The following is a 22,235-nucleotide window of genomic DNA, read 5'->3' as shown; positions in this document are numbered from 1 at the left end:
TCGAGTGAGCTTCGGCCGCCCGGGCAACCCGCCGCCCGGGTGGCCGCGTCGCTCCGCATATGACGCACGACCTGGTCACCGCCCTGCGCCCGCTCCTCAGCGCCGAGGCCTCCGCGGAGGCACCTGCCGCCGGAGCCGAGCCGGGCGACCTGGAACAGGCGGTCTGGCTCCGCCTGCTGGAGCGCCTCGACGCCGAGGGCCCGCCGCTCGACCCGCAGGAATGGCTCCGCCGCGCCATCCGCTCGGAAGCGCGCCGCACCCGCCGTACGAGCCGCCTCGAGCGGCCGTACGCCGTCGAACCGGTCGACGACGGTGACCGCGGCCCCGAACAGCTCGCCCTGACCGCGGCCCGCGGCCGTGCCCTGCGCGCGGCCGTACGCCGCCTCCCGGGTCGCTGCCCCCGGCTGATGGAGGCCCTGCTCTCTCCCGAGGACCTGACATACCGGGAAATCGCAGGGGAGTTGGGTATCTCACAGGGGAGTCTTGGCCCGGAACGTTCCAGATGTCTGGGATGTCTGCGCAGATTGCTCGCAGCGGAGGTTGCGGCCCGCTGAGGACGGGGATAGGAGTGAGGAACGACAGGTGATCAGATGAGCGGGAGGCGTGCGCACATGGGCATGAGCGTGACCATCTCTGCGGCGACCGAGCAGGACGCGGAGCAGATCTTCAGGCTGCAGTACCTGTGCTTCCAGCCGGAGGCGGCGCTGTACGGCAACTACCGCATCGACCCGCTCGTCCAAACCCTCGACTCGGTCCGCGAGGAGGTCGCCCGCGACTGCGTCTTCGTGGCCCGGCTCGGCGACGAGGTCGTCGGCTCGGTCCGCGGATCGGTCACCGAGGACGGTGCCGCCGCGATCGGCAAGCTCTGCGTCCACCCCCGCCTCCAGGGACACGGCATCGGCGCCCGCCTTCTCCGAGCGGCTGAATCGGCCCTCGCCGACCAGCACGGCGCCACCCGCTTCCGCCTCCACACCGGCCACCGCAGCGAGGGCAACCTCCGCCTCTACCGCAAGGTGGGCTACGAAACGGTGGGCACGTCCCAGGGCCCGGACGGCATCCCTATGGTCATCCTGGAGAAGCCGGCCGGTACTTACGCAGCGACGGCTTGATCTTCGCCCTTCAGGGGTGCGGGGCTGTATCGATTTGCGGCTCCGCCGCGTGGGCGCGACCAACCGCACACGGCCCGCGGCCGCCTGGCGAACCTCAGGCGGCATCCTTCCGAGGCGCACCCTTCCGCAGCCAGTAGATGGCGGACAGCGGCAGGAGCACGGGAATGAAGACGTAGCCCATCCCGAAGTCCGACCACACGGTCGCGTCAGGAAACGCCGACGGCTCGATCAACGTCCACGTCCCCACCGTCAGCACACCCACCAACTCGGCGACACAGCACGCCAGCGCGGCCTTACGCGCCGTCTCCCCGCCCCGCACCAACGAGTACGTGATGAACCCGTAGACCACACCCGCGACGGCCGACAGCGTGTACGCGAGCGGCGCCCGGTCGAACTCGGTCGCGATCTGGAAGGCCGACCGCGACACCGCGCCCACGACCATCACGCCGTACAGCCACACCAGCAGCGTGCCCGGCCCACTGGTCAGCCGCCGCCGGCTGACCTCAGCCTCCCCAGATGTCATAGAGCCGCACCTCCAGCACGGCCAGCACCACACCGCCGGCGGCGACCGTCACCGAACCCCACCGGGTGCGCTCCGCAAGCGACATGAACCCCGCCGCCGGGATACACGCGAACGCCCCCAGGAGATACGCCACGAAGATCGTGGTGCCCTGCTCCGGCTTCTCGCCCCGCGCCAGCAGCACGATCCCGGCCACCAGCTGGGCCAGCGCCAGCAGCGTGACCACGGCCATCCCGATGAAGTGCCAGTCCTTCGTCGGCTGGTCACGGTAGGCGGCCCATCCGCACCAGGCGGCGAGCAGCAGCGCGGCGACGCCGGTCACCAGCGTCAGGACATCAAGCATGCTGCGACCTTATTACGGCCGAAAAGGCCCGATGCTTCCGGCCCTGGCCTGCACCGTAGGGTCGAGGGCATGAAGATCCACGCGCACGCCCTGCTGTTCGACAACGACGGGACCCTGGTCTCCTCCCTCGCCTCGGTGGACCGCTGCTGGACGCGGTGGGCCACGGAGTACGGAATCACGGCCGAGGAGTTCGCCCGGGTCGAACTGCACGGCCGGCCGGCCGCCGAGATAGCCGCCGACCTGCTGCCCGCCGACCTGGTGCCGGAGGCCGTCGCGCGGATCGAGGACCTGGAGGTGGAGGACGTACCCAACGGCGGGGTGCACCTGCTGCCGGGGACCCGCGCCTTCCTCGACGCGCTGCCCGCCGAGCGCTGGGCCGTGGTCACCTCCGCCACCCGGCGGCTGGCCGAGGCCCGGCTCGACGCCGTCGGCATCCTGCCCAAGACGCTCGTCGCCGCCGACGACGTCAGTCGCGGCAAGCCCGACCCCGAGCCCTATCTGCTCGCCGCCCGCACCCTCGGCGTCGACCCGGCTCGCTGCGTCGTCTTCGAGGACGCCCCCGCGGGCCTGACGGCCGGCCGCGCCGCCGGCATGACCACCGTGGCGTTGACCACAACGCACCAGGCCCACGAGCTCCGGGCCGACCTGGTCGTCGAGAACCTGTCGGCCCTGTCCGCACTGGTCACCGAGGAGGGCGTGGAGATCTCCCTCCGCGGCTGATGAACCCCCGGCCCTGTCCACCGCTGTCCAGCATCCGGACAGCGGCGGCCGGTCGGGACCGTACGCGTGTTTTACTGACGGCATGACCACGACGAGCGACCGCATCCCCGCGACCGAGGCGACCATGACGCCCGGTGCTCGTTGTATGTGTCGAATGTGCGCCTTCTAGAGGGCCCCCGCACCACCCCTGAGCTCGCGCCCCGAAGCGAGACCGCGGCATGTCCGCACGCCCTGAGCGATGCGTGACGCCAAGCCGCCCGCGCACATGTTCTCCCCGGTTCCACGCCCTCAGCGAGAACCGTGTCGCGTCCCTGAACGAATGCATCCGTGCCCGGGCACACCCACGCCCGCGCACTCGACAGTGACGGAAACCCACGTGATCACCACAACGGACCTGACCAAGGTCTACCGTTCGCGCGGCCGCGAGGTCACCGCCCTGGACGGCGTCGACCTGCACGTCCGCGAAGGCGAGGTGTACGGCGTCATCGGCCAGTCCGGCGCCGGCAAGTCCTCGCTCATCCGCTGCGTCAACCTCCTGGAACGCCCCACCTCCGGCACCGTTACGGTCGCCGGACAGGACCTCACCGCCCTGGCCGGCCGCGGCCCGCGCGCCGGAAAGGAACTGCGGCGGGCGCGCAGCCGGATCGGCATGGTCTTCCAGCACTTCAACCTGCTGTCCTCCCGGACCGTCCAGGACAACGTCGAACTGCCGCTGGAGATCCTCGGCAAGTCGGGCGGGGAACGCTCCCGCAAGGCGCTGGAGCTGCTCGAACTGGTCGGCCTCTCCGACAAGGCGGGCGCCTACCCCGCACAGCTCTCCGGCGGTCAGAAGCAGCGCGTCGGCATCGCCCGCGCTCTCGCCGGCGACCCCAAGGTGCTGCTGTCCGACGAGGCCACCAGTGCCCTCGATCCGGAGACCACCCGGTCGATCCTGGCGCTGCTGCGCGATTTGAACCGGCAGCTCGGCCTGACCGTCCTGCTCATCACCCACGAGATGGACGTCGTGAAGTCGGTCTGCGACTCGGCCGCGCTCATGGAGAACGGCCGCATCGTCGAGTCGGGCACCGTCAGCGAGCTTCTGGCCACGCCGGGTTCGGAACTGGCCGCCGCGCTGTTCCCGCTCGACGGCGAGGCCTCCGGCGAGGACCGCACCGTCGTCGACGTCACCTTCCAGGGCGAGAGCGCGACCCAGCCCGTCATCTCGCAGCTCTCCCGCACCTACAACATCGACATATCGATCCTCGGCGCGGCCATCGACACCGTCGGCGGCCTCCAGGTCGGCCGGATGCGCATCGAACTGCCCGGCCGCTACGAGGACAACGTCGTGCCGATCGGCTTCCTGCGGGAAAAGGGCCTCCAGATCGACGTCCCGGGCCGCGAGTCCGTGCTGGTGAAGGAAGGTGCGAAGTGACCTGGTCGGAGATGCAGCCCCTGCTGGAGCAGGCGTGTTGGGACACGCTCTACATGGTCGGCTGGTCTGCCCTCATCGCCGTCGTCGGCGGACTGCCGCTCGGGATCCTGCTGGTCCTGACCGGCCGCGGCGGGCTCCTTCAGAATGTCGTCGCCAACAAGGTCATCGGGCAGATCGTGAACATCGCCCGCTCGCTGCCGTTCATCATCCTGATGGTCGCGCTGATGACCTTCACCCGCTGGATCACCGGCACGACCATCGGCCGCGAGGCCGCCATCGTGCCGCTCGCCGTCGGCGCCATCCCGTTCTTCGCGCGCCTGGTCGAGACGGCCGTCCGCGAAGTGGACCACGGGCTCGTCGAGGCAGTGCAGGCCATGGGCGGCAACACCTGGACCGTCGTGCGCAAGGTGCTCGTCCCCGAGTCCCTGCCGTCGCTGATCTCCAGCACCACCACCACGGTCGTCGCCCTCATCGGCTACTCGGCCATGGCGGGCACCGTCGGTGCCGGCGGGCTGGGCGACATCGCCATCCGCTACGGCTACCAGCGCTTCGAGACCGGGCTGATGTGGATCACCGTCGCGATCCTCGCCGTCGTCATCTCGCTCATCCAGTTCGCCGGCGACTACGCGGCCCGCTCCCTGCACCGCCGAGGCGCCCACTCGGGCCCCGTCCCGAAACTGCGGCTGCTCAAAGCCGCCTCCTGAACTCCCCGTCCACCCGCAACGGGGTAGCACCACCCGCAAGGCCATAAGGAAAGGCACTTTTCGTGCGTAACACCGTCAAGATCACCACCGCCGTCCTCGCCGCCGGAGCCCTCACCCTCGGGCTCAGCGCTTGCGGCGCGGGCAACTCCGGCTCCGACGGACCCCTGATCGTCGCCGCCAGCCCGGTCCCGCACGCCGAGATCCTCACCTACGTCAAGGACAACCTGGCGAAGAAGGAGGGCCTGGACCTCCAGGTCAAGGAGTTCACCGACTACGTCACGCCGAACACGGCGACGCAGGACGGCTCCGTCGGCGCCAACTACTTCCAGAACAAGCCGTATCTCGACGACTTCAACAAGAAGAACGGCACCGACATCGTGCCCGTCGTCACGGTCCACCTGGAGCCGCTCGGCCTCTACTCCCACAAGGTCAAGAAGGCCGGCGGCCTGAAGAGCGGTGCGACCGTCGCCATCCCCAACGACACCGTCAACGAGGCCCGCGCCCTCAAGCTCCTCGCCGCGAACGGGCTCATCACCCTCAAGGCGGGCGTCGGTAACGAGGCGACCCCCTCCGACATCACCAAGAACCCCAAGAACCTCAAGTTCAAGGAGCTGGAGGCGGCCCAGACGCCGCGCTCCCTCAACGACGTGGACGCCGCCGTCGTCAACGGCAACTACGCCATCGAGTCCGACCTCAAGCCGTCGAGGGACGCCCTCGTCCTGGAGTCCCCGAAGAGCAACCCGTACGGCAACTTCCTCGCCGTGAAGAAGGGCCAGGAGGACGACCCGCGCGTGAAGAAGCTCGCCAAGCTCCTCACCTCGCCCGAGGTGAAGAAGTTCATCCAGGACAAGTACGCCGGCTCCGTGCTCGCCTCCTTCTGAGGCCGGGCCGGGCACCCGCCCCGCACGGGTCCTCCCTCACCGGGTGGGGGAGGGCCCCGTGGTGCGGTTCAGTGCTTTCATGCTGCATGCTGGGCAGTTCAGCAGGCCCTGAAGGTTCACCGAAGGTAACGGAGCGGCGCATGACGAGCACCTTTCCCAACGTCTCCATCAGCACGGAGCGGTTGGTCCTGCGCCCCTTCGAGGAGCCGGACATCCCCTCGTTCGCCGACATGATGAACGACGAGCTCGTCACCGCCTGGACCAGCGTCCCGCAGCCCTACACCGAGGCCCACGCCCGCTCCTGGATCACCGAACAGGCCCCCGCCGAACGGGCCGAGGGGCGCGGCATCGTCTTCGCCGTCACCGAGTTCCTCACCCAGCGCCTCGTCGGCATCGTCCACCTCCGGAACACCGACTGGCGGGTCCGCTCCAGCGAGATCTCCTACGTCATCGCTCCCTGGGCCCGCGGCGAGGGCTACGCCTCCGAGGCGGCGCTCATCACCGCCCAGTGGCTCTTCAACGACCAGAAGTTCGAGCGCCTCGAACTGCGCACCCCGGCCGACAACACCGCCTCCCAGCAGGTGGCCCAGAAGATCGGCTGCATCAGCGAGGGAGTGCTGCGCGGCGCCTGGATAGCCCGGGCACGGACGGACGACGGTGAGTGGACCGAGGTGCGCACCGACCTGATCGTCTGGAGCCTGCTCCCCGAGGACCTCGAAGGCGTGGGCGACCAGATTCCCGGCGGCTTCACGTCCTTCGGCGAGTGGAACTGACTTCCGCGACGTACAACTGAGTTCGGTGACGTGAACTGAGTTCGGCGCCTTGAACTGACCGAACGGGCACCGCGCGGGACGGCACCGCCGCCCCCTCCGCCGGCTTCACCGGGTACTCTCACGGAGCCCGCCTGCGGGCCGCTCATCACACGACACACAGACGACCTGCGAAAACTCCTGGAGACTGACGACGATGGCCGACCGGGTCACGGTGATCGGCTGGGACGGTTCGCCGCTGACCGCCGCGGCACGCGCCGCCCTGGGTGCCGCCACGCTCGTGGCGGGTGCCGCCCACCACCTGTCGCTCCCCGAGGTACCCGCCGGCGCCGAGCGCATCCGCCTCGGCAGCGTCGCCCTCGCCGCCCGCCGCATCGCCGGCCACCGCGGCACGGCCGTCGTGCTCGCCGATGGCGACCCCGGCTTCTTCGGCGTCGTACGCACCCTGCGCGCCCCCGAGTTCGGACTCGAGGTCGAAGTCGTCCCCGCCGTCTCCTCGGTCGCCGCCGCCTTCGCCCGCGCCGGCATGCCCTGGGACGATGCACAGGTGGTCGTCGCACACCGCCGCACCCTGCGCCGCGCGGTGAACGTATGCCGCGCCCACACCAAGGTGGCGGTCCTCACCTCACCCGGCGCCGGCCCCGCCGAACTCGGCCTGCTCCTCGAAGGAGTCCACCGCTCCTTCGTCATCTGCGAGGAACTCGGCACCCAGCGCGAGCGGGTCAGCGTCGTCACCTCCGACAAGGCCGCCGACCACACCTGGCGCGACCCCAACGTCGTCATCGTCCTCGGCGGCCCGACCGGGCCCGGCACCGTGGGGGAGACCGGCGGCTGGATCGCCGGCCGCGACCCGTCCGTCGGGCCACGCGGCTGGTCCCTGCCCGCCGAGGCGTACGGCGGCGACCTCGGCGAGGGCGAGACCCAGCTGCTGCGCGCCTCCCAACTCGCCCGCCTCGGACCGCGTATCGGCGACCTCGTGTGGGACATCGGCTGCGGCAGCGGCGCCTTCGCCATCGAGGCCGCGCGCGCCGGCGCCGCCGTCATCGCCGTCGACAGCGACCGGGCCGCCTGCGCCCGCACCGACGCGGCCGCCCGCCGGCTCGGCGTCCAGCTCCAGATCGTGCACGGCACCGCCCCGCACGTCCTGGAGAACCTCCCCGAACCCGACGTCGTCCGCGTCGGCGGCGGGGGAGCGGCCGTCGTCTCGGCCGTCGTCGACCGCCGAGCGCAGCGCATCGTCACGCACGCCGCCACCCGGGACGCCGCCGAACTCATCGGCCGGGACCTGACGGAGCACGGATACGGCGTCGAGTGCGCCCTGCTCCAGTCCGTCGAACTCGACACACGGGCCTGGACGGAGAAGGAACGGAGCGTCGCGTTCCTGCTCAGCGGCGTGCTGCCCCGGCGCGGCGCCTGATTCCGCCGCCGTCCCCGTGATCGGGTTGTCGTACTGCGCGCGGTAGGCTGGCCGATCGCTGCACCGCACGCGGACGTCCGGCAGATCGTCGGTCAATGTCCGGAAAGCCGCCCGTTTTGGGGTGAGTGTGGTACGGCAGTACCGGAGGACGCGCAACGTGGCGCAGTCCACAGCGGAACCGTCGCGGATCAACGTGCCGTGACGGTGGTTCGGCCGCAACAATGCCAGTGAGTGGCTTTGTCGCCTTTTACGGGCGGGCCGTTCGTGCCGCTGGGGACGCACGCTCGTTCTTCACTGCGGGGCGGTCGGTGCGCCGTTCCGGATGAGCTGGTCGTAGGAGCACTAACCGATGGGCGAGGGGTACGCATGACCGACACCGGCCAGGTCCCGGGCGAGGGACTGCCGGAGAACGCAGGCATGGTGGAACAGCCGGGCGCCCCCGCGCACGGTGCGTACGCCTACCTCTCCGAGAACACCGCCGAGGACGAAGACCTGCTGTTGCCGGGCTCCCACGGCGCCTGGGGCAACGAGGTCGCCCCGCCCGCGCCGGAGCCGGTCGTCGAGGCCGTGCACCAGCCGGGCCCGCACGAGCTCTCCGGCCGTGACAGCGGCTCGGTCGACCTCGGCGGCGTCCGCCTGCCCGACCCGCCGCCGATCCCGCCCATCACCCCGCGCCGTCCGCTGCACCTCGGCCCGCCCCTTCCCGACAGCTCCGCCAGCCCGGTCCGCTCGCTCGCCGACCGCGGTCCCGCGGAAGCGCCGGCACGACAGCCCGCGGCGTCGGCGCCCGGGCCCGAGTACCTCGACGTCCCGCGCGCCCCGGAGGCGCCCGCGCCGGCGGCCGCGCCCTGGGGCGCGCAGGTCCAGCCCCAGACCCAGGTGAGTGCCGGGGCGGCGCCTGCGGAAACGGTTGTTCCGTCAGCAGAGCAGGCGGGCACGGCCCAGGCCGTCGCGACCCGCGTCGCCCCGCAGCCGGGCCATGCGGCACCGATGGCCCCGGCCGGGTCCGAGCAGGCCGCCTACGCCGAGCAGCCCGCGCAGGGCGCGGCGGCGCCGGGCGAGCCCGCCGGTGACCAGGGGGCTGCCGGCGAGCCGGAGCAGGTTGTGCCCGAGCAGGGCGCGGGGGTTGCCGGTGACCCCGCTGGAGTGGGCGTCGGCGAGCAGGTGGCCGTCGCCGAGCCCGGGGTTGCCGGTGAGCCGGCTGGTGTGGGCGTCGGCCCGGATGGCGAGCCGGTGGCAGCGGCCGAGTCCGTGCAGGGCGCGGCGGTTTCCGGTGCCCCTGCTGGGATGGACGTCGACCCTGCCGGGGAGCAGGTGACTGCCGCCGAGCCCGCGCAGGACGTGGGGGTCGAGGGCGGCCCGGCCGGCGTGGGCGTCGGCCCCGCCCCTGACCAGGAGGCAACCGCCGAGCCGGGGCAGGGCGCTTCCGCGCAGGGCGTGGGAGCTGAGAGTGACCCCGCCGGCGCGGGCGTCGCACCGGCCACCGGCCAGGTGGCAGCCGCCGAGGCCGGGGCCGTGTTCGCTTCGGAGCCGGTTCCGGGGGAGGCGCCGGGGCCTGTCGCGGACGGGTCTGGTCAGGACGGTGACCCGGCACGTGCCGATGGTTCTCCCGAGGTGCCCGGGCCGGGTGCCGCGGGCGAATCCGCCGACGGCGGTGAGCAGGCCGCCGTGGCTGCTGCACAGCAGGACGTGGCACCCGCTCCTGTCCCGGAGGCCACGCCGGTGCCCGAGGCGGCCCCGTTGCCGGAGGCTGCCGCCACCGCGCCCGAGCAGGCTGTCACCGCTCCGCCTGAGGCGGACGTAGCGGAACCCGCCGATGCCCAAGTGGCGGACGCGGTGGCCCCCGACGCTGCCGCACAGGCGCCGGCAGCGGAGGTTGTCCCCGAGGCTGGCGCACCGGCCGCGCCCGCGACCGAGGCCGTCGCGCAGGAGCCGGAGGCCATGGGCGACGAGACCGCCGCGCCAGCGCACGCTCCCGAGCCGATCGCCCAGGCCCCTGAGGCAACTGACGCCGAGGCGACAGCGCAGGAACCCCAGATGACGGCACCGCAGACCGCGGCTGCCGCCCCCGAAGCGCCCGCCGCTGCCACGCCCGCCCCGGCCTCCGAGACGGTCGCCCCGGTTGCCGAGGCTCCCGCGCTTGCCGAGGCTCCCGCGCTTGCCGACGCCCCTGCGCTTGCCGACGCCCCTGCGCTTGCCGACGCCCCTGCGCTTGCCGACGCCCCTGCGCCTGCCGACGCACCCACCTCCGGAGCGCCCGCCTCGGCCTCCGAGACGGTCGCCCCGGTTGCCGAGGCTCCCGCACCTGCCGAGGCACCCACGTCCGGAGCGCCGGCCCCGGCCTCCGAGACGGTCGCCCCGGAAGCCGGCGCCCCGGCTGCCGAGGCTCCCGTGGCTGCTGACGCACCTGCGTCTGCTGACGCACCCGCGCCCGCCGACGCACCCGCCCCCGGCGCGCCCGCCGACGCTCCGGAGACCACCGCACCGACTCCGCCCCCTGCCGCAACGGCGCCTCCTCAGCCCACCGAGACGGCCACACCCGACTCCGGAGCCGAGGCCACCGCCTCTGCTCCTCCTGCCCCTGCCCAGGCGGCCCCCGACGCGACGGCCGAGGCGGCGGGAGCGGCCCAGGCCCCCGAAGCAGCCGCGCCCGACGCCACCGCCGAGGCGGCGCCACCGGCACCCGAGCCGGCAGCCGCCACGCCCGAGCCGGCTGAGGCCACCCCCACCCCCGCGGCACCGGAAGCCCCCCAAACCCCGCAGCCCCCGGAAACCACCCCGGCACCCGCCGAGGACGTCACCGTCGTACTCCCCGGCCCGGCCCCGGACGAGCAGGCCGGACAGCATGTCCAGGGCCCGCAGCAGTCCCAGGCCGCCGTCCCCCAGCCGGCCCAGCCCGAGGCGGAACCCATGGTCATCGTCCCCGCACCCCGCGAAGGCGAAGCCGAACTCGCACAGAACGCCGACGACCTGGACACCCGGGCCGCCGAACAGGAAGACCTGGCGGACCAGCAACGCCACGAAGCAGAGAGCGCGGCCGCAGTGGCAGAAGCACGACAGTCCACCGGCCCCGCCGCCCCCGGCTACGCCCCCGCCGAGCGCGAGGCCGTGCTGAAGGTCATGCGCGAACGCCGCGACATCCGCAACGGGTTCCGCAGCGACCCCATCCCGCACGAGGTGCTGCTCCGCGTCCTGGAGGCCGCCCACCACGCGCCCTCCGTCGGTCACTCGCAGCCCTGGGACTTCGTCGTCATCCGCTCCGCCGACACCCGGCGCGCGATGCACGAACTGGCCATGCGCCAGCGCGACGCGTACGCGAAGTCCCTCCCCAAGGGCCGGGCGAAGCAGTTCAAGGAACTGAAGATCGAGGCCATCCTCGACACGCCGGTGAACATCGTCGTCACCGCCGACCCCACCCGCGGCGGCCGCCACACCCTCGGCCGTCACACCCAGCCCCAGATGGCGCCGTACTCGGCCGCCCTGGCCGTGGAGAACCTCTGGCTCGCCGCCCGCGCCGAAGGCCTCGGCGTCGGCTGGGTCAGCTTCTTCGACGAGCGCGAGATGGTCCGCGCCCTCGGTCTGCCCGAGCACCTCGAGGTCATCGCCTACCTGTGCGTCGGTTACGTCGACGAGTTCCCGGACGAGCCCGAACTGCTCCAGGCGGGCTGGTCCAAGCGCCGCCCGCTGTCCTGGGTCGTGCACGAGGAGACGTACGGCCGCCGCGCCCTGCCCGGAGAGGAACCGCACGACCTGCTCGCCGAGACCGTCGCGCAGATCCGCCCGCTCGACGCCAAGGCGCTCGGCGAGGCGTGGGAGCGCCAGAAGCGTATGACCAAGCCGGCCGGTGCGCTGGGCATGCTGGAGATCATCTCCGCGCAGCTGTCCGGCCTGTCCCGGCAGTGCCCGCCGCCCATCCCGGAGCCCGCCGCCGTCGCGATCTTCGCCGGCGACCACGGCGTGCACGCGCAGGGGGTCACCCCCTGGCCGCAGGAGGTCACGGCCCAGATGGTGGCCAACTTCCTCGGCGGCGGCGCCGTCTGCAACGCCTTCGCCACCCAGGTGGGCGCCGAGGTCTGCATCGTCGACGTGGGCGTCGCCGCCGACCTCCCGGCCACCCCGGGTCTGCTTCCCCGCAAGGTCCGGGCGGGCACGTCCGACATGACCACCGGCCCGGCGATGACCCGCGAGGAGGCCAAGCAGGCCATCGAGGTCGGCATCGAGACCGCCCGCGACCTGGTCGCGGCCGGCAACAAGGCACTCCTCACCGGCGAGATGGGCATCGCGAACACGACTGCCTCCGCCGCCCTGATCTCCGTCTTCACGGGAGCGGACCCGGCCGAGGTCACGGGCCGGGGCACCGGCATCAACGACGAGACCCTCGCTCGCAAGACCGAGGTCGTCCGCCGCGCCCTCGAACTCCACCAGCCGGACCCGGCCGACCCGGTCGGCGTGCTGGCCGCGATCGGCGGCTTCGAACACGCCGCCATCGTCGGCCTCCTCCTCGGCGGCGCCTCCCTGCGTACGCCGGTCATCCTGGACGGCGTCAGCGCCGGTGCCGCCGCCCTGGTGGCCCGCGCCATCGCCCCGGAGGTCCTGGCGGCCTGCATCGCCGGCCACCGCAGCGCCGAGCCCGGCCACGTGGCCGCCCTGAACAAGCTCGGCCTGCGCCCCCTGGTCGACCTCGACCTCCGCCTGGGCGAGGGGACAGGCGCCCTCCTGGCGCTCCCCCTGGTCCAGAGCACGGCGAGAGCGATGCACGAGGTGGCGACGTTCGATTCGGCGGGAGTGACTGAGAAGTAGGTGCCGGGCGGCGGGTCAGCGCCGGGCTCGTTCGCGACGTGCCGCGGTTGTCGTGGGCAGTCGTTCCTCCCCCAGTGCCTCAAGGGCCTGGGGGGGACCCCCAGGGCGGAACGGGTGGGCCCAACCGCCCACCACCCGCGCCGGCCCATGACGCCCAGCCACCGGACACCTGTGCCCCCAAGCCGACTCGCACCTTAAAATCCGCACGTCAGGGCATCCGAACCCCGCCGCAACAGGAGCCGTACCCTCATGGCCGAACACCCCGCCTACCCCGTAGGCCTCCGCCTCACCGGCCGCCGCGTGGTCGTCCTCGGCGGCGGCCAGGTCGCCCAGCGCCGCCTCCCGGCCCTCATCGCGGCGGGCGCGGACATCGTCCTCGTGTCTCCCGAGGTCACCCCCTCCGTCGAAGCCATGGCGGACGCCGGTGAGATCACCTGGCACCAGCGCTCCTACGAGGAAGGCGACCTCGCGAACGCCTGGTACGCCCTCATCGCCACCGGCGACACGGAAGCGAACACAAGGGCCTCCGCCGAGGCGGAACGCCACCGCGTGTGGTGCGTCCGCTCCGACGACGCCGACGAGGCGACGGCCTGGACCCCGGCCACCGGCCACAGCGAGGGCGTCACGGTCGCCGTACTGACCACGGACGCCCGCGGCCGCGACCCCCGCCACACCGCCGCCATCCGCGACGCGGTCGTCGAGGGCCTGCGCGACGGCACGCTCGTCGCCCCGCACCACCGCACCCGTACGCCCGGAGTCGCCCTGGTCGGCGGTGGTCCCGGCGACCCGGACCTGATCACCGTGCGCGGCCGCCGCCTGCTCGCCGAGGCCGACGTGGTCATCGCGGACCGCCTCGGCCCGCGCGACCTGCTCGCCGAACTCCCGCCGCACGTCGAGGTGATCGACGCGGCGAAGATCCCCTACGGCCGCTTCATGGCCCAGGAAGCCATCAACAACGCGCTCATCGAGCACGCCAAGCAGGGCAAGTCGGTCGTACGGCTGAAGGGCGGCGACCCGTACGTCTTCGGCCGGGGCATGGAGGAGCTCCAGGCGCTCGCCGAGGCGGGCATCTCCTGCACGGTCGTCCCCGGCATCTCCAGCTCCATCTCGGTGCCGGGCGCGGCCGGCATCCCGGTCACCCACCGCGGGGTCGCCCACGAGTTCACCGTGGTCAGCGGGCACGTGGCCCCCGACGACGAGCGCTCCCTGGTCGACTGGCCGTCGCTCGCCAAGCTGACCGGCACGCTCGTGATCCTCATGGGCGTCGACAAGATCGGCAAGATCGCCGAGACGCTGGTGGCCCACGGCAAGGCCCCTGACACGCCCGTCGCCCTGATCCAGGAAGGCACGACGGCCGGCCAGCGCCGCGTCGACGCGACCCTGGCGACGGTCGGGGAGACCGTACGGACCGAGGCCGTGAAGCCCCCGGCGGTGATCGTCATCGGCGAGGTCGTGAAGGTCGGCCCGACGGCCGTCGCGCCCCGCGAGTAACCCCGGGTAACAGAACCCGTACCGAGCCGTTGGCACCGCACCCAGGACAAGGCAGTATCACCCTGTGGCCGATCTCATCACCGTCGAGGATCCCGACGACCCGCGCCTGCACGACTACACCGGCCTGACCGACGTGGAACTGCGCCGCAAGCGCGAACCCGCCGAGGGCCTCTTCATCGCCGAGGGCGAGAAGGTCATCCGAAGGGCCAAGGAAGCGGGCTACGAGATGCGGTCCATGCTGCTCTCGGCCAAGTGGGTCGACGTCATGCGCGACGTCATCGACGAACTCCCCGCCCCGGTCTACGCCGTCAGCCCGGAGCTCGCCGAGCAGGTCACCGGCTACCACGTGCACCGCGGCGCGCTCGCCTCCATGCAGCGCAAGCCCCTGCCCACGGCGGCCGACCTGCTCCGGACCGCCCGCCGCGTCGTGATCTTGGAGTCGGTCAACGACCACACCAACATCGGCGCGATCTTCCGCTCCGCCGCCGCCCTCGGCATGGACGCGGTCCTGCTCTCCCCGGACTGCGCGGACCCCCTCTACCGCCGCAGCGTGAAGGTCTCCATGGGTGCGGTCTTCTCCGTGCCGTACGCCCGTCTGGACACCTGGCCCAAGGGCCTGGAGTCGGTCCGCGAGGCCGGCTTCACGCTGCTCGCCCTCACCCCCGACGAGAAGGCCCGGCCCCTCGACGAGGCCGCCCCGCACACCATGGACCGCGTGGCCCTCATGCTCGGCGCCGAGGGCGACGGCCTGTCCACCCAGGCCCTGGTCGCCGCCGACGAGTGGGTGCGCATCCCCATGTCCCACGGCGTCGACTCCCTCAACGTGGGCGCGGCGGCGGCCGTGGCCTTCTACGCCGTGGCCACCGGCCGCCCTCAGGCCTAGGGGTCGTACGTGGAACAGCGCGAGGCCGTTGTCGCCGTACTCCTGCGGGGTGAGCGACTGCTCGCGATCCGGCGTGGTCCGGCCGTGGCCCGCCCCGGTTACTGGCAGCCGCTCAGCGGCAAGGTCGAGCCCGGCGAGACCCAGGAGCAGGCGGTCGTCCGGGAGGTCCGCGAGGAGGTCGGCCTCACCGTCGTGCCGCTGGCGAGGGTGTGGGAGTCGGAGACCGACGACCGCCGCTTCCGCCTCCACTGGTGGACCGCCCGAGCGGACACGGGTGAGGTCGTCCCCGACCCGGACGAGGTCGCCGAGACCCGCTGGGTCACACCGGAGGAGTTCCTGACCCTGGACCCGGTCTTCGACGGCGACCGCGAGTTCTTCGAGCGGATCCTGCCGGGGCTGTGACGGCGGACCAAAGGCGGCGAAGCCCTTGGTTCGAAGTCCTACGGTTCGAAGTCCTACGGCTCGCAGCCCTACGGTTCGTAGCCCCGCTGCACCTGCTGCTGCCGAACGCCGTCTCCGTCGCCGCCGAGTCCCCGCGCCGAGCCCTGACAGCCCTGCACCAGGGCGATGCCGACCGCCACCAGCAGCGTGACCACGACGAACACGAACAGCCGCTGCCGCAGCAGCCGGGGATTGGCGGGGCGCAGCCCGGTCCCCGTGTTCCTGGACGCCGGCCGCCCGGTACCGCTGTGGGGGGCCGGGCGGCTGCCGCTGCCCGACCGGGGCCCGTTGCGTCCGGTGGGCGTCGGCCGTGAGCCGGACCGCGACGGGGTGCCGCCGCGCGAGGCGCCGGGGCCGCGCACCGGAGTCCTGCCGCGGTACCCGCCGCCCGTCGCCCGGGCTCCGCTCCGCGCGCCGCCTCCGCCCTGGGAGGCCGGACCGTCCGGCGACGGAACGCCGTCCCCGAGCCCCGAGGAGCGCCGCGGCGGGGGAGTCCCCCGGCCCCGCTGCGCCCCGGAGGCCCCCGTACCCTGCTGTCCCTGCGGACGCCGGCCGCGCTCGGGGTAGGTGTCGGTGGGCCGGTCCGTCTCGGCGCCGCGCGGCGCGGGCGGCCGTACGCCTGCGAGGTCCTGCGCCTCCCGGGCCGCGATCTCCTTGAGCCGCATGGACAGTTGGAGCGTGCTGGGCCGCTCCTCGGGGTCCTTCGCCAAGCACGCCCGGACGAGCGGAGCCAAGGCGTCGGGTACGCCGTGCAGCTGCGGTTCCTCGTGCACGACGCGGTACAGCATCACCTCGGAACTGCCGTGCCCGAAGGGCGAGTCGCCCATCGAGGCGTACGCGAGCGTGGCACCGAGCGAGAAGACGTCCGTGGCCGGCGTGACGGCGGCCCCGCGCACCTGCTCGGGTGCGAGGAAGCCCGGCGAGCCGACCGCCGTACCGACGTGGGTGAGCGTCGAGGCGCCGGTGGCCCAGGCGATGCCGAAGTCGATGATCCGCGGCCCCTTCGGGGACAGCAGGATGTTGGACGGCTTCAGGTCCCGGTGCACGACCCCGGCCTCGTGCACGGCGACCAGGCCCTCCGACAGGGCGGCGCCGATGGCCGCCACATCGGCCGCGCCGAGCGGCCCCTCGGCGGCGACCTTGTCGTGCAGGGAGGGGCCGGGTACGTACTGTGTGGCGAACCAGGGCCGGTCCGCGTCGAGGTCGGCGGCCACGAGCCGTGCCGTGCACCCGCCGCGAATCCGTCTGGCCGCCGAGACCTCACGGGCGAACCGCGAGCGGAACTCCTGATCCTCCGCCAGGTCAGGCCGGATGACCTTGAGCGCGACCCGCTGCCCCTTCTTGTCGGAGCCCAGGTAGACCACGCCCATCCCGCCCGCGCCGAGCCGTCTGTGAAGCCTGAACGAGCCGACGACGCGCGGGTCCTCGCGCCTCAGGCGCATCATCGCCATGTTCATCCCCGCTGCCCGGTCCTGTGACGAGCCACAGCTTACGTTTCCACAGCCGCCCGCGCGCAGAGGCCGCGCCCTCTCGGGGCGACGGATTGTCAGTGGTGGGTGGGAGACTTGAAGAGTGGTCAGGGGGTGCGCGGACAGGCCGTGTTCACGTGGGGGATGAACCCAACCGCTCGCCACGGAAGGGGGATTGGGCCCGTGAAGGGTGACCGTGTGGAGATAGTCGTGGACGCCGGTGACACGACGCGCACGTATGAGGTGGTGGCGAGCAGGGCGGGCCGCAGGGTGGAGACGGCGGTACGTCGAGGTGTCGTGGAAGTGAGCGAAGTCACCCGGAGTGGGACAGTCGTGCGTACGGCCCGCTTCATGGCGAACCGGGTGCTGGCCCTGGTGGAACAGCCGGTTCCGCGAGAGGAAAGCCCGGACAAGGCGGGTTGAACCGGGCGTCCCTTCGGGGAAGACCCTGAGACCTGGGGCCTCGTCTCCACCCAGGGGAGTACATCGCAGGTGACAGCTCATCCTCGGGGAGGCCCGGCAATCGGTACGAGGGCATGACGCCCGGAGAGGGCCGGCCGCCTAGATTTGAGGTCAAGCGGCGGGTGCAGCACTCGTCCCCCGAGGTCAGACACCCGCCGCTGCCAACGACAACTGAGAACGGTCAGGAGAGGGACCATGGCCCACACGGCACCGCGGACGCTGATCCGCGAGGAGGGACGCAAGGTGTACGCCGCAGCGTTCCGCCGCCGGAAGGGCCGTCGCCACCCCGCGGTGGCGACGCTGATGGCCCTTCCCCTGGCGGTCCTGCTCCTCCTCGTCTTCGACGGGTGGGAGACAGTGGCCACACAGGCGTCGTCCGTGGGAGAGATGCTGGGGCGCTGAGCGGCGACCCCAGGCCCGGAAGAGCGGTCCGGGCGGGGACATCCCACCCATGAAACCCCGTGGGGACGGGGGTGCGGCGGACGGCACAAATGCCGGCGCAGCTGGGGAGCTGCGCCGGCATTACACCTTTTTGCGCCTGAACCGGCGCCGCCCTCGCGGATGTGGTTGCTGTCTGTGAGGGCTCCTCCATTATTGGTCGCAATTCGCGGGTTCGGGGGGCCGGCGTTGGCGTCCACCTGCGGGCCACCTAGCTGCGGGCAGTCGTGCCGCTTGGGGCGATGGGGGCCCCTGCTCGAGCGAAGCCGAGAGCTTGGAGGAGGGTGGGCGCAGCGGCACCCCGCACCGCCGGGCTGCGGACCCACCCGGCACCGGCATCAACGCCGAGCACCTTCAACCAGCCGTGCCTCACAGCCCGGCCTCAACTGTGCGTACCCTCGCCGGGACACCCTCACCCCGGGAGCCCAGTGAAGCCCGCCCCCGCCCTGCTCATACAGCAGCTCACCGCCAAGGCCCGAGCCACCGCCCACGCGCGCTCCTCGGCTTGCCCCTGCGGCGCAGCCACCCTCGCGGACCACCCCGACGGCATCGTCGTGCGACACGCGGACACCGTCGCGAAGGCCCATCCCGAAGACACCGACCCAACGGAACTGGCCACCCGACTCACCCTCGCCACCCACCACCCCGGCATCCTCCTGCCCCCACTCGCCCCGACCGCCGCCGACCTGCACGGCCGCCTCGTGACGTTCTGGCCGTACGGCACCCCCGTAGACGCGGACACCCCCGACGCCGCCCCCTGGGAAGCCGCCGCCACCCTCCTCGCCCGACTGCACCGCACCCCGGCCCCGCCGAGCGTGCCCAACATGCGAGGCCCCGCCAAGGCGGCCCGCGCCATCGCCCGGCTCCAGCACGCCGGCCCGCACCCCGACGCCGCCCCCGTCCTGCGCGCCTGGGACACCCTCCCCGCCTGGGCCCGGGCCGAGGCCCCGATGCCGCACACCGGCACCTTGTGCCACGGCGACTTCCACCTCGGCCAGCTCCTACGCCACCCCGCCCCCGAAGGTCCCTGGCTGCTGATCGACGTGGACGACCTCGGCGTCGGCGTCCCGGCCTGGGACCTCGCCCGCCCCGCCGCCTGGTACGCCTGCGGATTGCTCCCACCCGGCGAATGGGCCCGGTTCCTCGCCGCCTACCGCGCCGAAGGCGGCCCGGCCGTCCCGGTCGACGGCGATCCCTGGCCCGCCCTGGACGTCCCCGCCCGCGCCCTCACCGTGCAGACCGCGGCCCGGGCCGTCGCCAAGGCGGCCGCCGCCGGTCGCCCCCTGGACGAGGTGGAGCAGTCGGTCGTGGACGCCTGTGACCGAATGGCTGCCATCCCGTCGCAGTTGACGCAGGAGCACGCGAAGTAGGGTGCAACCGACCGCAGCCGGACAGAGTCTGTCCTGGCGACACACGAAGCAGGACCGACCGGCGAGGAGTTGAACCACCATGCAGTGTCCGAAGTGCCGTGCGCCGATGCACACGTACAACCGCAACGGTGTCCAGATCGAGCAGTGCAGCGGCTGCCGCGGGATCTTTCTCGACTACGGCGAGCTGGAGTCTCTGACCCGCCTGGAGGCCCAGTGGTCCCAGTCGGCCCCGCCGCCTCCGTCGGCCCCGCAGGCCTACCCCGCCCCTCCGGCCCCGGCCTGGGGCGCCCCGCACGGTGGTCACGGACACCATGGCCACCACGGTCACCACCGGCAGAAGAGCTTCGGGCGCATGCTGTTCTCGTCCTGACGACGAGGCTCGCGACGGTGATTGCGAGACGGTGATCGCGACACGACGAAGCCCCCGGCCGATTCGTACGGTTGGGGGCTCCGGTGTGATGTGGACGATACTGGGATTGAACCAGTGACCTCTTCCGTGTCAGGGAAGCGCTCTCCCGCTGAGCTAATCGTCCTCGGGACCATGACCACTCGGTGCAGCGGATCATGGGCACTGCGTGCGCGATACTGGGATTGAACCAGTGACCTCTTCCGTGTCAGGGAAGCGCTCTCCCGCTGAGCTAATCGCGCGGGTTCGGATCTTCGAGCAGATCCAGTGGACGATACTGGGATTGAACCAGTGACCTCTTCCGTGTCAGGGAAGCGCTCTCCCGCTGAGCTAATCGTCCTTGGAGGTGGAGACGGGATTTGAACCCGTGTAGACGGCTTTGCAGGCCGTTGCCTCGCCTCTCGGCCACTCCACCAGGAGTGTAGGGGGCCGGGAGCCCCCTGTTCCTTCGAGCGGACGACGAGGCTCGAACTCGCGACCTCAACCTTGGCAAGGTTGCGCTCTACCAACTGAGCTACGTCCGCTTGTCGTTTCGGTCCGCTCTCGCGGCCCGGCGACGAGTTGAACTCTAGCGGATTCCGGGGCCAGCACAAAAACGCGTTTGTGCAGCGTGCTGCGCCTACGCTGCTCAGGGCGGTCGCAGGGCCTCACGAAGGGACATCCCCCGGTCACCCGCGGGACACCCGCCATAGACTCGACTGCGTGCTCGACCTCCCTCCCCTCGCCCGCTTCGGCGACCGTGTCGCCACCGGGCTCCTCGACGTCACCGACGACCCCGAAGCCCTGGAGTCCAGCGGCTTCTGGGCGGTCTGCGCCGACTTCGAGGGCCGTCTGACCTGCGCACGCTTCCGGGACGTGCGGAAGACGGCCGTGCCCGCCCCCCGCCCGGCGCGTGGCGGGGCCCGGCAACTGGTGACTGGACGTCGTCCCTCGACCGCGCCGCGTACACGGCGGGGGTACGACGGATCCGCGAGTACATCGCGGCCGGCGAGGTCTACCAGGCGAACCTGTGCCGGGTGCTCTCGGCGCCCGTCGCGCCCGGCGCCGACGTGGACGCCCTCACCGCGCTGCTGGCCCGCGGCAACCCGGCACCGTACGCAGGAACGATCCGCCTGCCCGGTCACGGCGTGGAGATAGCCACCGCGTCCCCCGAGCTGTTCCTGCGGCGCGCCGGACGAGTCGTCGAGTCGGGGCCGATCAAGGGCACCGGCCGCACCGAGGCGGACCTGCTGGAGAAGGACTACGCCGAGAACGTGATGATCGTGGACCTGGTCCGCAACGACATCGGTCGGGTCTGCGCCACCGGCAGTGTGGCAGTGCCCGACCTGTGTGCCGTCGAGAAGCATCCGGGGCTGGTCCATCTCGTGTCGACGGTCCGTGGTGAGCTGCGGGACGGGGCCGGCTGGGCCGAGCTGCTCACGGCCGCCTTCCCGCCCGGCTCCGTCACCGGCGCGCCCAAGTCGAGCGCCCTGCGGATCATCGACGCGCTGGAGACGGCGCCCAGAGGGCCGTACTGCGGAGGGATCGGTTGGGTCGACGCCGACCGGCAGGCCGGTGAGCTGGCCGTCGGCATCCGTACCTTCTGGATCGACCGGGCCGACGGCGTGCTGCGCTTCGGCACCGGCGCCGGCATCACCTGGGGCTCGGATCCCGAGGGGGAGTGGCGGGAGACCGAGCTGAAGGCGGCCCGGCTGCTCGCGATAGCGTCGGACGTGCATGAGGTGAGTGGAGCGGAGCTGACGTGAAGATCTGGCTCGACGGTGGCCTGCAGGACATCGAGTCCGCCCGCGTCTCCGTCTTCGACCACGGGCTGACCGTGGGCGACGGCATCTTCGAGACGGTGAAGGCCGTGGACGGCCGGCCGTTCGCGCTCACCCGGCACCTCGACCGGCTGACCCGGTCGGCGCGCGGCCTCGGGCTGCCCGCCCCGGACCACGACGAGGTGCGCCGCGCCTGTGCCGCCGTTCTCGAGGCCAACCCCATGCCGCTCGGCCGCCTGCGCATCACCTACACCGGCGGCCACGGCCCGCTCGGCTCCGACCGCGGCGAGTACGGCCCGACCCTCGTCGTCGCCCTCGGCGAGACCACCCGCCGCCCCGACTCCACCGCAGTGATCACGGTCCCCTGGACGCGCAACGAGCGCGGCGCGCTCACCGGCCTGAAGACCACCTCGTACGCCGAGAACGTCGTCGCCCTCGGCCGCGCCCGCGAACTGGGCGCGTCCGAGGCCCTGTTCGGCAACACGGTGGGACAGCTGTGCGAGGGCACCGGGTCCAACGTCTTCGTCGTCCTCGACGGCGAGATCCACACTCCGCCGCTCGCCTCGGGCTGCCTCGCGGGCATCACGCGCGCGCTGGCGATCGAATGGACCGGCGCCGAGGAGACCGACCTGCCGCTGGACGTCCTGGAGCGGGCCGACGAAATCTTCCTGACGTCCACGCTGCGGGACGTCCAGGCCGTGCACATGGTCGACGACCGTGAGCTGCCCGGCGCGCCGGGCCCGGTGACCGCCAAGGCCGTGCAGATCTTCGAGGAGCGGTCCGGGGACGACCTCGATCCCTGACCGCCCCGAGTATTCGGCTGACCAGGGGCGTGGTTGC

At 72.4% G+C, this 22,235-nt stretch carries 20 protein-coding genes, 5 tRNA genes and 1 pseudogene; 18 read left to right on the top strand and 8 right to left on the bottom strand.

Annotated elements, in window-relative coordinates; translation table 11 throughout:
* The first annotated feature begins 59 nt into the window (after nucleotides 1–59).
* Both V8690_RS07360 and V8690_RS07355 read left to right on the top strand, forming a co-directional pair.
* The gene (locus V8690_RS07360; RefSeq protein WP_338776644.1) at nucleotides 60–554 is read left to right on the top strand and encodes a sigma-70 family RNA polymerase sigma factor; all 495 of its coding nucleotides are present in this window, start codon (nucleotides 60–62) and stop codon (nucleotides 552–554) included.
* 57 nt (nucleotides 555–611) lie between these two features.
* Nucleotides 612–1,109 (top strand): GNAT family N-acetyltransferase, encoded by a 498-nt coding sequence (locus V8690_RS07355; RefSeq protein ID WP_338785272.1) that lies wholly within the window; start codon nucleotides 612–614, stop codon nucleotides 1,107–1,109.
* Between the two features lie 94 nt (nucleotides 1,110–1,203).
* On the opposite strand, the gene V8690_RS07350 is transcribed toward V8690_RS07355, so the two are convergent.
* Entirely contained in the window at nucleotides 1,204–1,632 is a 429-nt protein-coding gene (locus tag V8690_RS07350) for a hypothetical protein (RefSeq protein WP_338776642.1), read from the bottom strand.
* Nucleotides 1,613–1,972, bottom strand: coding sequence for a hypothetical protein (locus V8690_RS07345; protein WP_338776640.1), 360 nt, complete (start codon nucleotides 1,970–1,972; stop codon nucleotides 1,613–1,615). The genes V8690_RS07350 and V8690_RS07345 overlap by 20 nt, the downstream gene beginning before the upstream one ends.
* A 69-nt stretch (nucleotides 1,973–2,041) precedes the next feature.
* Between V8690_RS07345 and V8690_RS07340 the strand changes: the two genes are divergently transcribed.
* The 10 genes from V8690_RS07340 to V8690_RS07295 all read left to right on the top strand — a co-directional run bounded on the left by V8690_RS07340 (nucleotide 2,042) and on the right by V8690_RS07295 (nucleotide 15,451).
* Nucleotides 2,042–2,692, top strand: coding sequence for an HAD family hydrolase (locus tag V8690_RS07340; protein ID WP_338776638.1), 651 nt, complete (start codon nucleotides 2,042–2,044; stop codon nucleotides 2,690–2,692).
* A 376-nt stretch (nucleotides 2,693–3,068) separates the two neighbouring features.
* Nucleotides 3,069–4,103: an ATP-binding cassette domain-containing protein gene (locus tag V8690_RS07335; protein ID WP_338776637.1), complete on the top strand. Its 1,035-nt coding sequence runs from the start codon at nucleotides 3,069–3,071 to the stop codon at nucleotides 4,101–4,103.
* Entirely contained in the window at nucleotides 4,100–4,807 is a 708-nt protein-coding gene (locus tag V8690_RS07330) for a methionine ABC transporter permease (protein WP_338776635.1), read from the top strand. The genes V8690_RS07335 and V8690_RS07330 overlap by 4 nt, the downstream gene beginning before the upstream one ends.
* A 62-nt stretch (nucleotides 4,808–4,869) precedes the next feature.
* Nucleotides 4,870–5,688, top strand: a complete 819-nt coding sequence (locus V8690_RS07325) for a MetQ/NlpA family ABC transporter substrate-binding protein (protein WP_338776634.1) — start codon at nucleotides 4,870–4,872, stop codon at nucleotides 5,686–5,688.
* Nucleotides 5,689–5,828: 140 nt separating this feature from the next.
* Entirely contained in the window at nucleotides 5,829–6,461 is a 633-nt protein-coding gene (locus tag V8690_RS07320; RefSeq protein ID WP_338776632.1) for a GNAT family N-acetyltransferase, read from the top strand.
* A gap of 193 nt (nucleotides 6,462–6,654) precedes the next feature.
* Nucleotides 6,655–7,875 (top strand): precorrin-6y C5,15-methyltransferase (decarboxylating) subunit CbiE, encoded by a 1,221-nt coding sequence (gene cbiE, locus V8690_RS07315; protein WP_338776631.1) that lies wholly within the window; start codon nucleotides 6,655–6,657, stop codon nucleotides 7,873–7,875.
* Between the two features lie 366 nt (nucleotides 7,876–8,241).
* Nucleotides 8,242–12,675 carry a nicotinate-nucleotide--dimethylbenzimidazole phosphoribosyltransferase gene (cobT, locus tag V8690_RS07310; protein ID WP_338776629.1) on the top strand — a complete coding sequence of 1,478 codons (4,434 nt, stop codon included), beginning with the start codon at nucleotides 8,242–8,244 and terminating at the stop codon, nucleotides 12,673–12,675.
* 249 nt (nucleotides 12,676–12,924) lie between these two features.
* Nucleotides 12,925–14,166 (top strand): uroporphyrinogen-III C-methyltransferase, encoded by a 1,242-nt coding sequence (cobA, locus tag V8690_RS07305; protein ID WP_338776628.1) that lies wholly within the window; start codon nucleotides 12,925–12,927, stop codon nucleotides 14,164–14,166.
* Between the two features lie 64 nt (nucleotides 14,167–14,230).
* Complete coding sequence (locus V8690_RS07300) at nucleotides 14,231–15,049, top strand: RNA methyltransferase (protein WP_338776627.1); 819 nt, start codon at nucleotides 14,231–14,233, stop codon at nucleotides 15,047–15,049.
* A gap of 9 nt (nucleotides 15,050–15,058) precedes the next feature.
* Nucleotides 15,059–15,451 carry an NUDIX domain-containing protein gene (locus V8690_RS07295; RefSeq protein WP_338776626.1) on the top strand — a complete coding sequence of 131 codons (393 nt, stop codon included), beginning with the start codon at nucleotides 15,059–15,061 and terminating at the stop codon, nucleotides 15,449–15,451.
* Between the two features lie 68 nt (nucleotides 15,452–15,519).
* Here V8690_RS07295 and V8690_RS07290 read toward each other — a convergent pair whose 3' ends face one another.
* On the bottom strand, nucleotides 15,520–16,947 hold the full coding sequence (locus V8690_RS07290; protein WP_338776624.1) for a protein kinase: 1,428 nt from the start codon (nucleotides 16,945–16,947) through the stop codon (nucleotides 15,520–15,522).
* 195 nt (nucleotides 16,948–17,142) lie between these two features.
* Here V8690_RS07290 and V8690_RS07285 point away from each other — a divergent pair, with 195 nt between their 5' ends.
* The 4 genes from V8690_RS07285 (at nucleotide 17,143) to V8690_RS07270 (ending at nucleotide 19,599) form a co-directional block, all read left to right on the top strand.
* A complete protein-coding gene (locus tag V8690_RS07285; RefSeq protein ID WP_338776623.1) occupies nucleotides 17,143–17,382 on the top strand; it encodes a hypothetical protein in 240 nt (79 codons plus the stop codon).
* A 234-nt stretch (nucleotides 17,383–17,616) separates the two neighbouring features.
* Entirely contained in the window at nucleotides 17,617–17,823 is a 207-nt protein-coding gene (locus V8690_RS07280; RefSeq protein ID WP_338776622.1) for a hypothetical protein, read from the top strand.
* Nucleotides 17,824–18,287: 464 nt separating this feature from the next.
* Nucleotides 18,288–19,229, top strand: coding sequence for an aminoglycoside phosphotransferase family protein (locus V8690_RS07275; protein ID WP_338776620.1), 942 nt, complete (start codon nucleotides 18,288–18,290; stop codon nucleotides 19,227–19,229).
* Between the two features lie 79 nt (nucleotides 19,230–19,308).
* On the top strand, nucleotides 19,309–19,599 hold the full coding sequence (locus V8690_RS07270; protein WP_338776618.1) for a zf-TFIIB domain-containing protein: 291 nt from the start codon (nucleotides 19,309–19,311) through the stop codon (nucleotides 19,597–19,599).
* Between the two features lie 91 nt (nucleotides 19,600–19,690).
* Here V8690_RS07270 and V8690_RS07265 read toward each other — a convergent pair.
* From V8690_RS07265 to V8690_RS07245, 5 genes are all read right to left on the bottom strand, one after another.
* Nucleotides 19,691–19,762, bottom strand: a tRNA-Val gene (locus V8690_RS07265).
* Between the two features lie 43 nt (nucleotides 19,763–19,805).
* A tRNA-Val gene (locus tag V8690_RS07260) sits at nucleotides 19,806–19,877 on the bottom strand.
* A gap of 26 nt (nucleotides 19,878–19,903) precedes the next feature.
* Nucleotides 19,904–19,975 (bottom strand) — tRNA-Val (locus V8690_RS07255).
* Nucleotide 19,976: 1 nt separating this feature from the next.
* Nucleotides 19,977–20,050, bottom strand: a tRNA-Cys gene (locus tag V8690_RS07250).
* A 36-nt stretch (nucleotides 20,051–20,086) separates the two neighbouring features.
* Nucleotides 20,087–20,159: transfer RNA gene (locus V8690_RS07245), tRNA-Gly, on the bottom strand.
* Between the two features lie 178 nt (nucleotides 20,160–20,337).
* Between V8690_RS07245 and V8690_RS07240 the strand changes: the two are divergent.
* Together V8690_RS07240 and V8690_RS07235 are read left to right on the top strand one after the other, a co-directional pair.
* Nucleotides 20,338–21,380: pseudogene (locus tag V8690_RS07240) on the top strand (chorismate-binding protein).
* On the top strand, nucleotides 21,377–22,198 hold the full coding sequence (locus V8690_RS07235) for an aminodeoxychorismate lyase (protein ID WP_338776616.1): 822 nt from the start codon (nucleotides 21,377–21,379) through the stop codon (nucleotides 22,196–22,198). The pseudogene V8690_RS07240 and the gene V8690_RS07235 overlap by 4 nt, the downstream one beginning before the upstream one ends.
* Nucleotides 22,199–22,235 lie beyond the last annotated feature (37 nt).

The organism is Streptomyces sp. DG1A-41, assembly GCF_037055355.1.
Lineage (GTDB): Bacteria > Actinomycetota > Actinomycetes > Streptomycetales > Streptomycetaceae > Streptomyces.
Note: the sequence above shows the minus strand (reverse complement) of the source record. Positions and strands in the feature narration are given on the sequence as shown.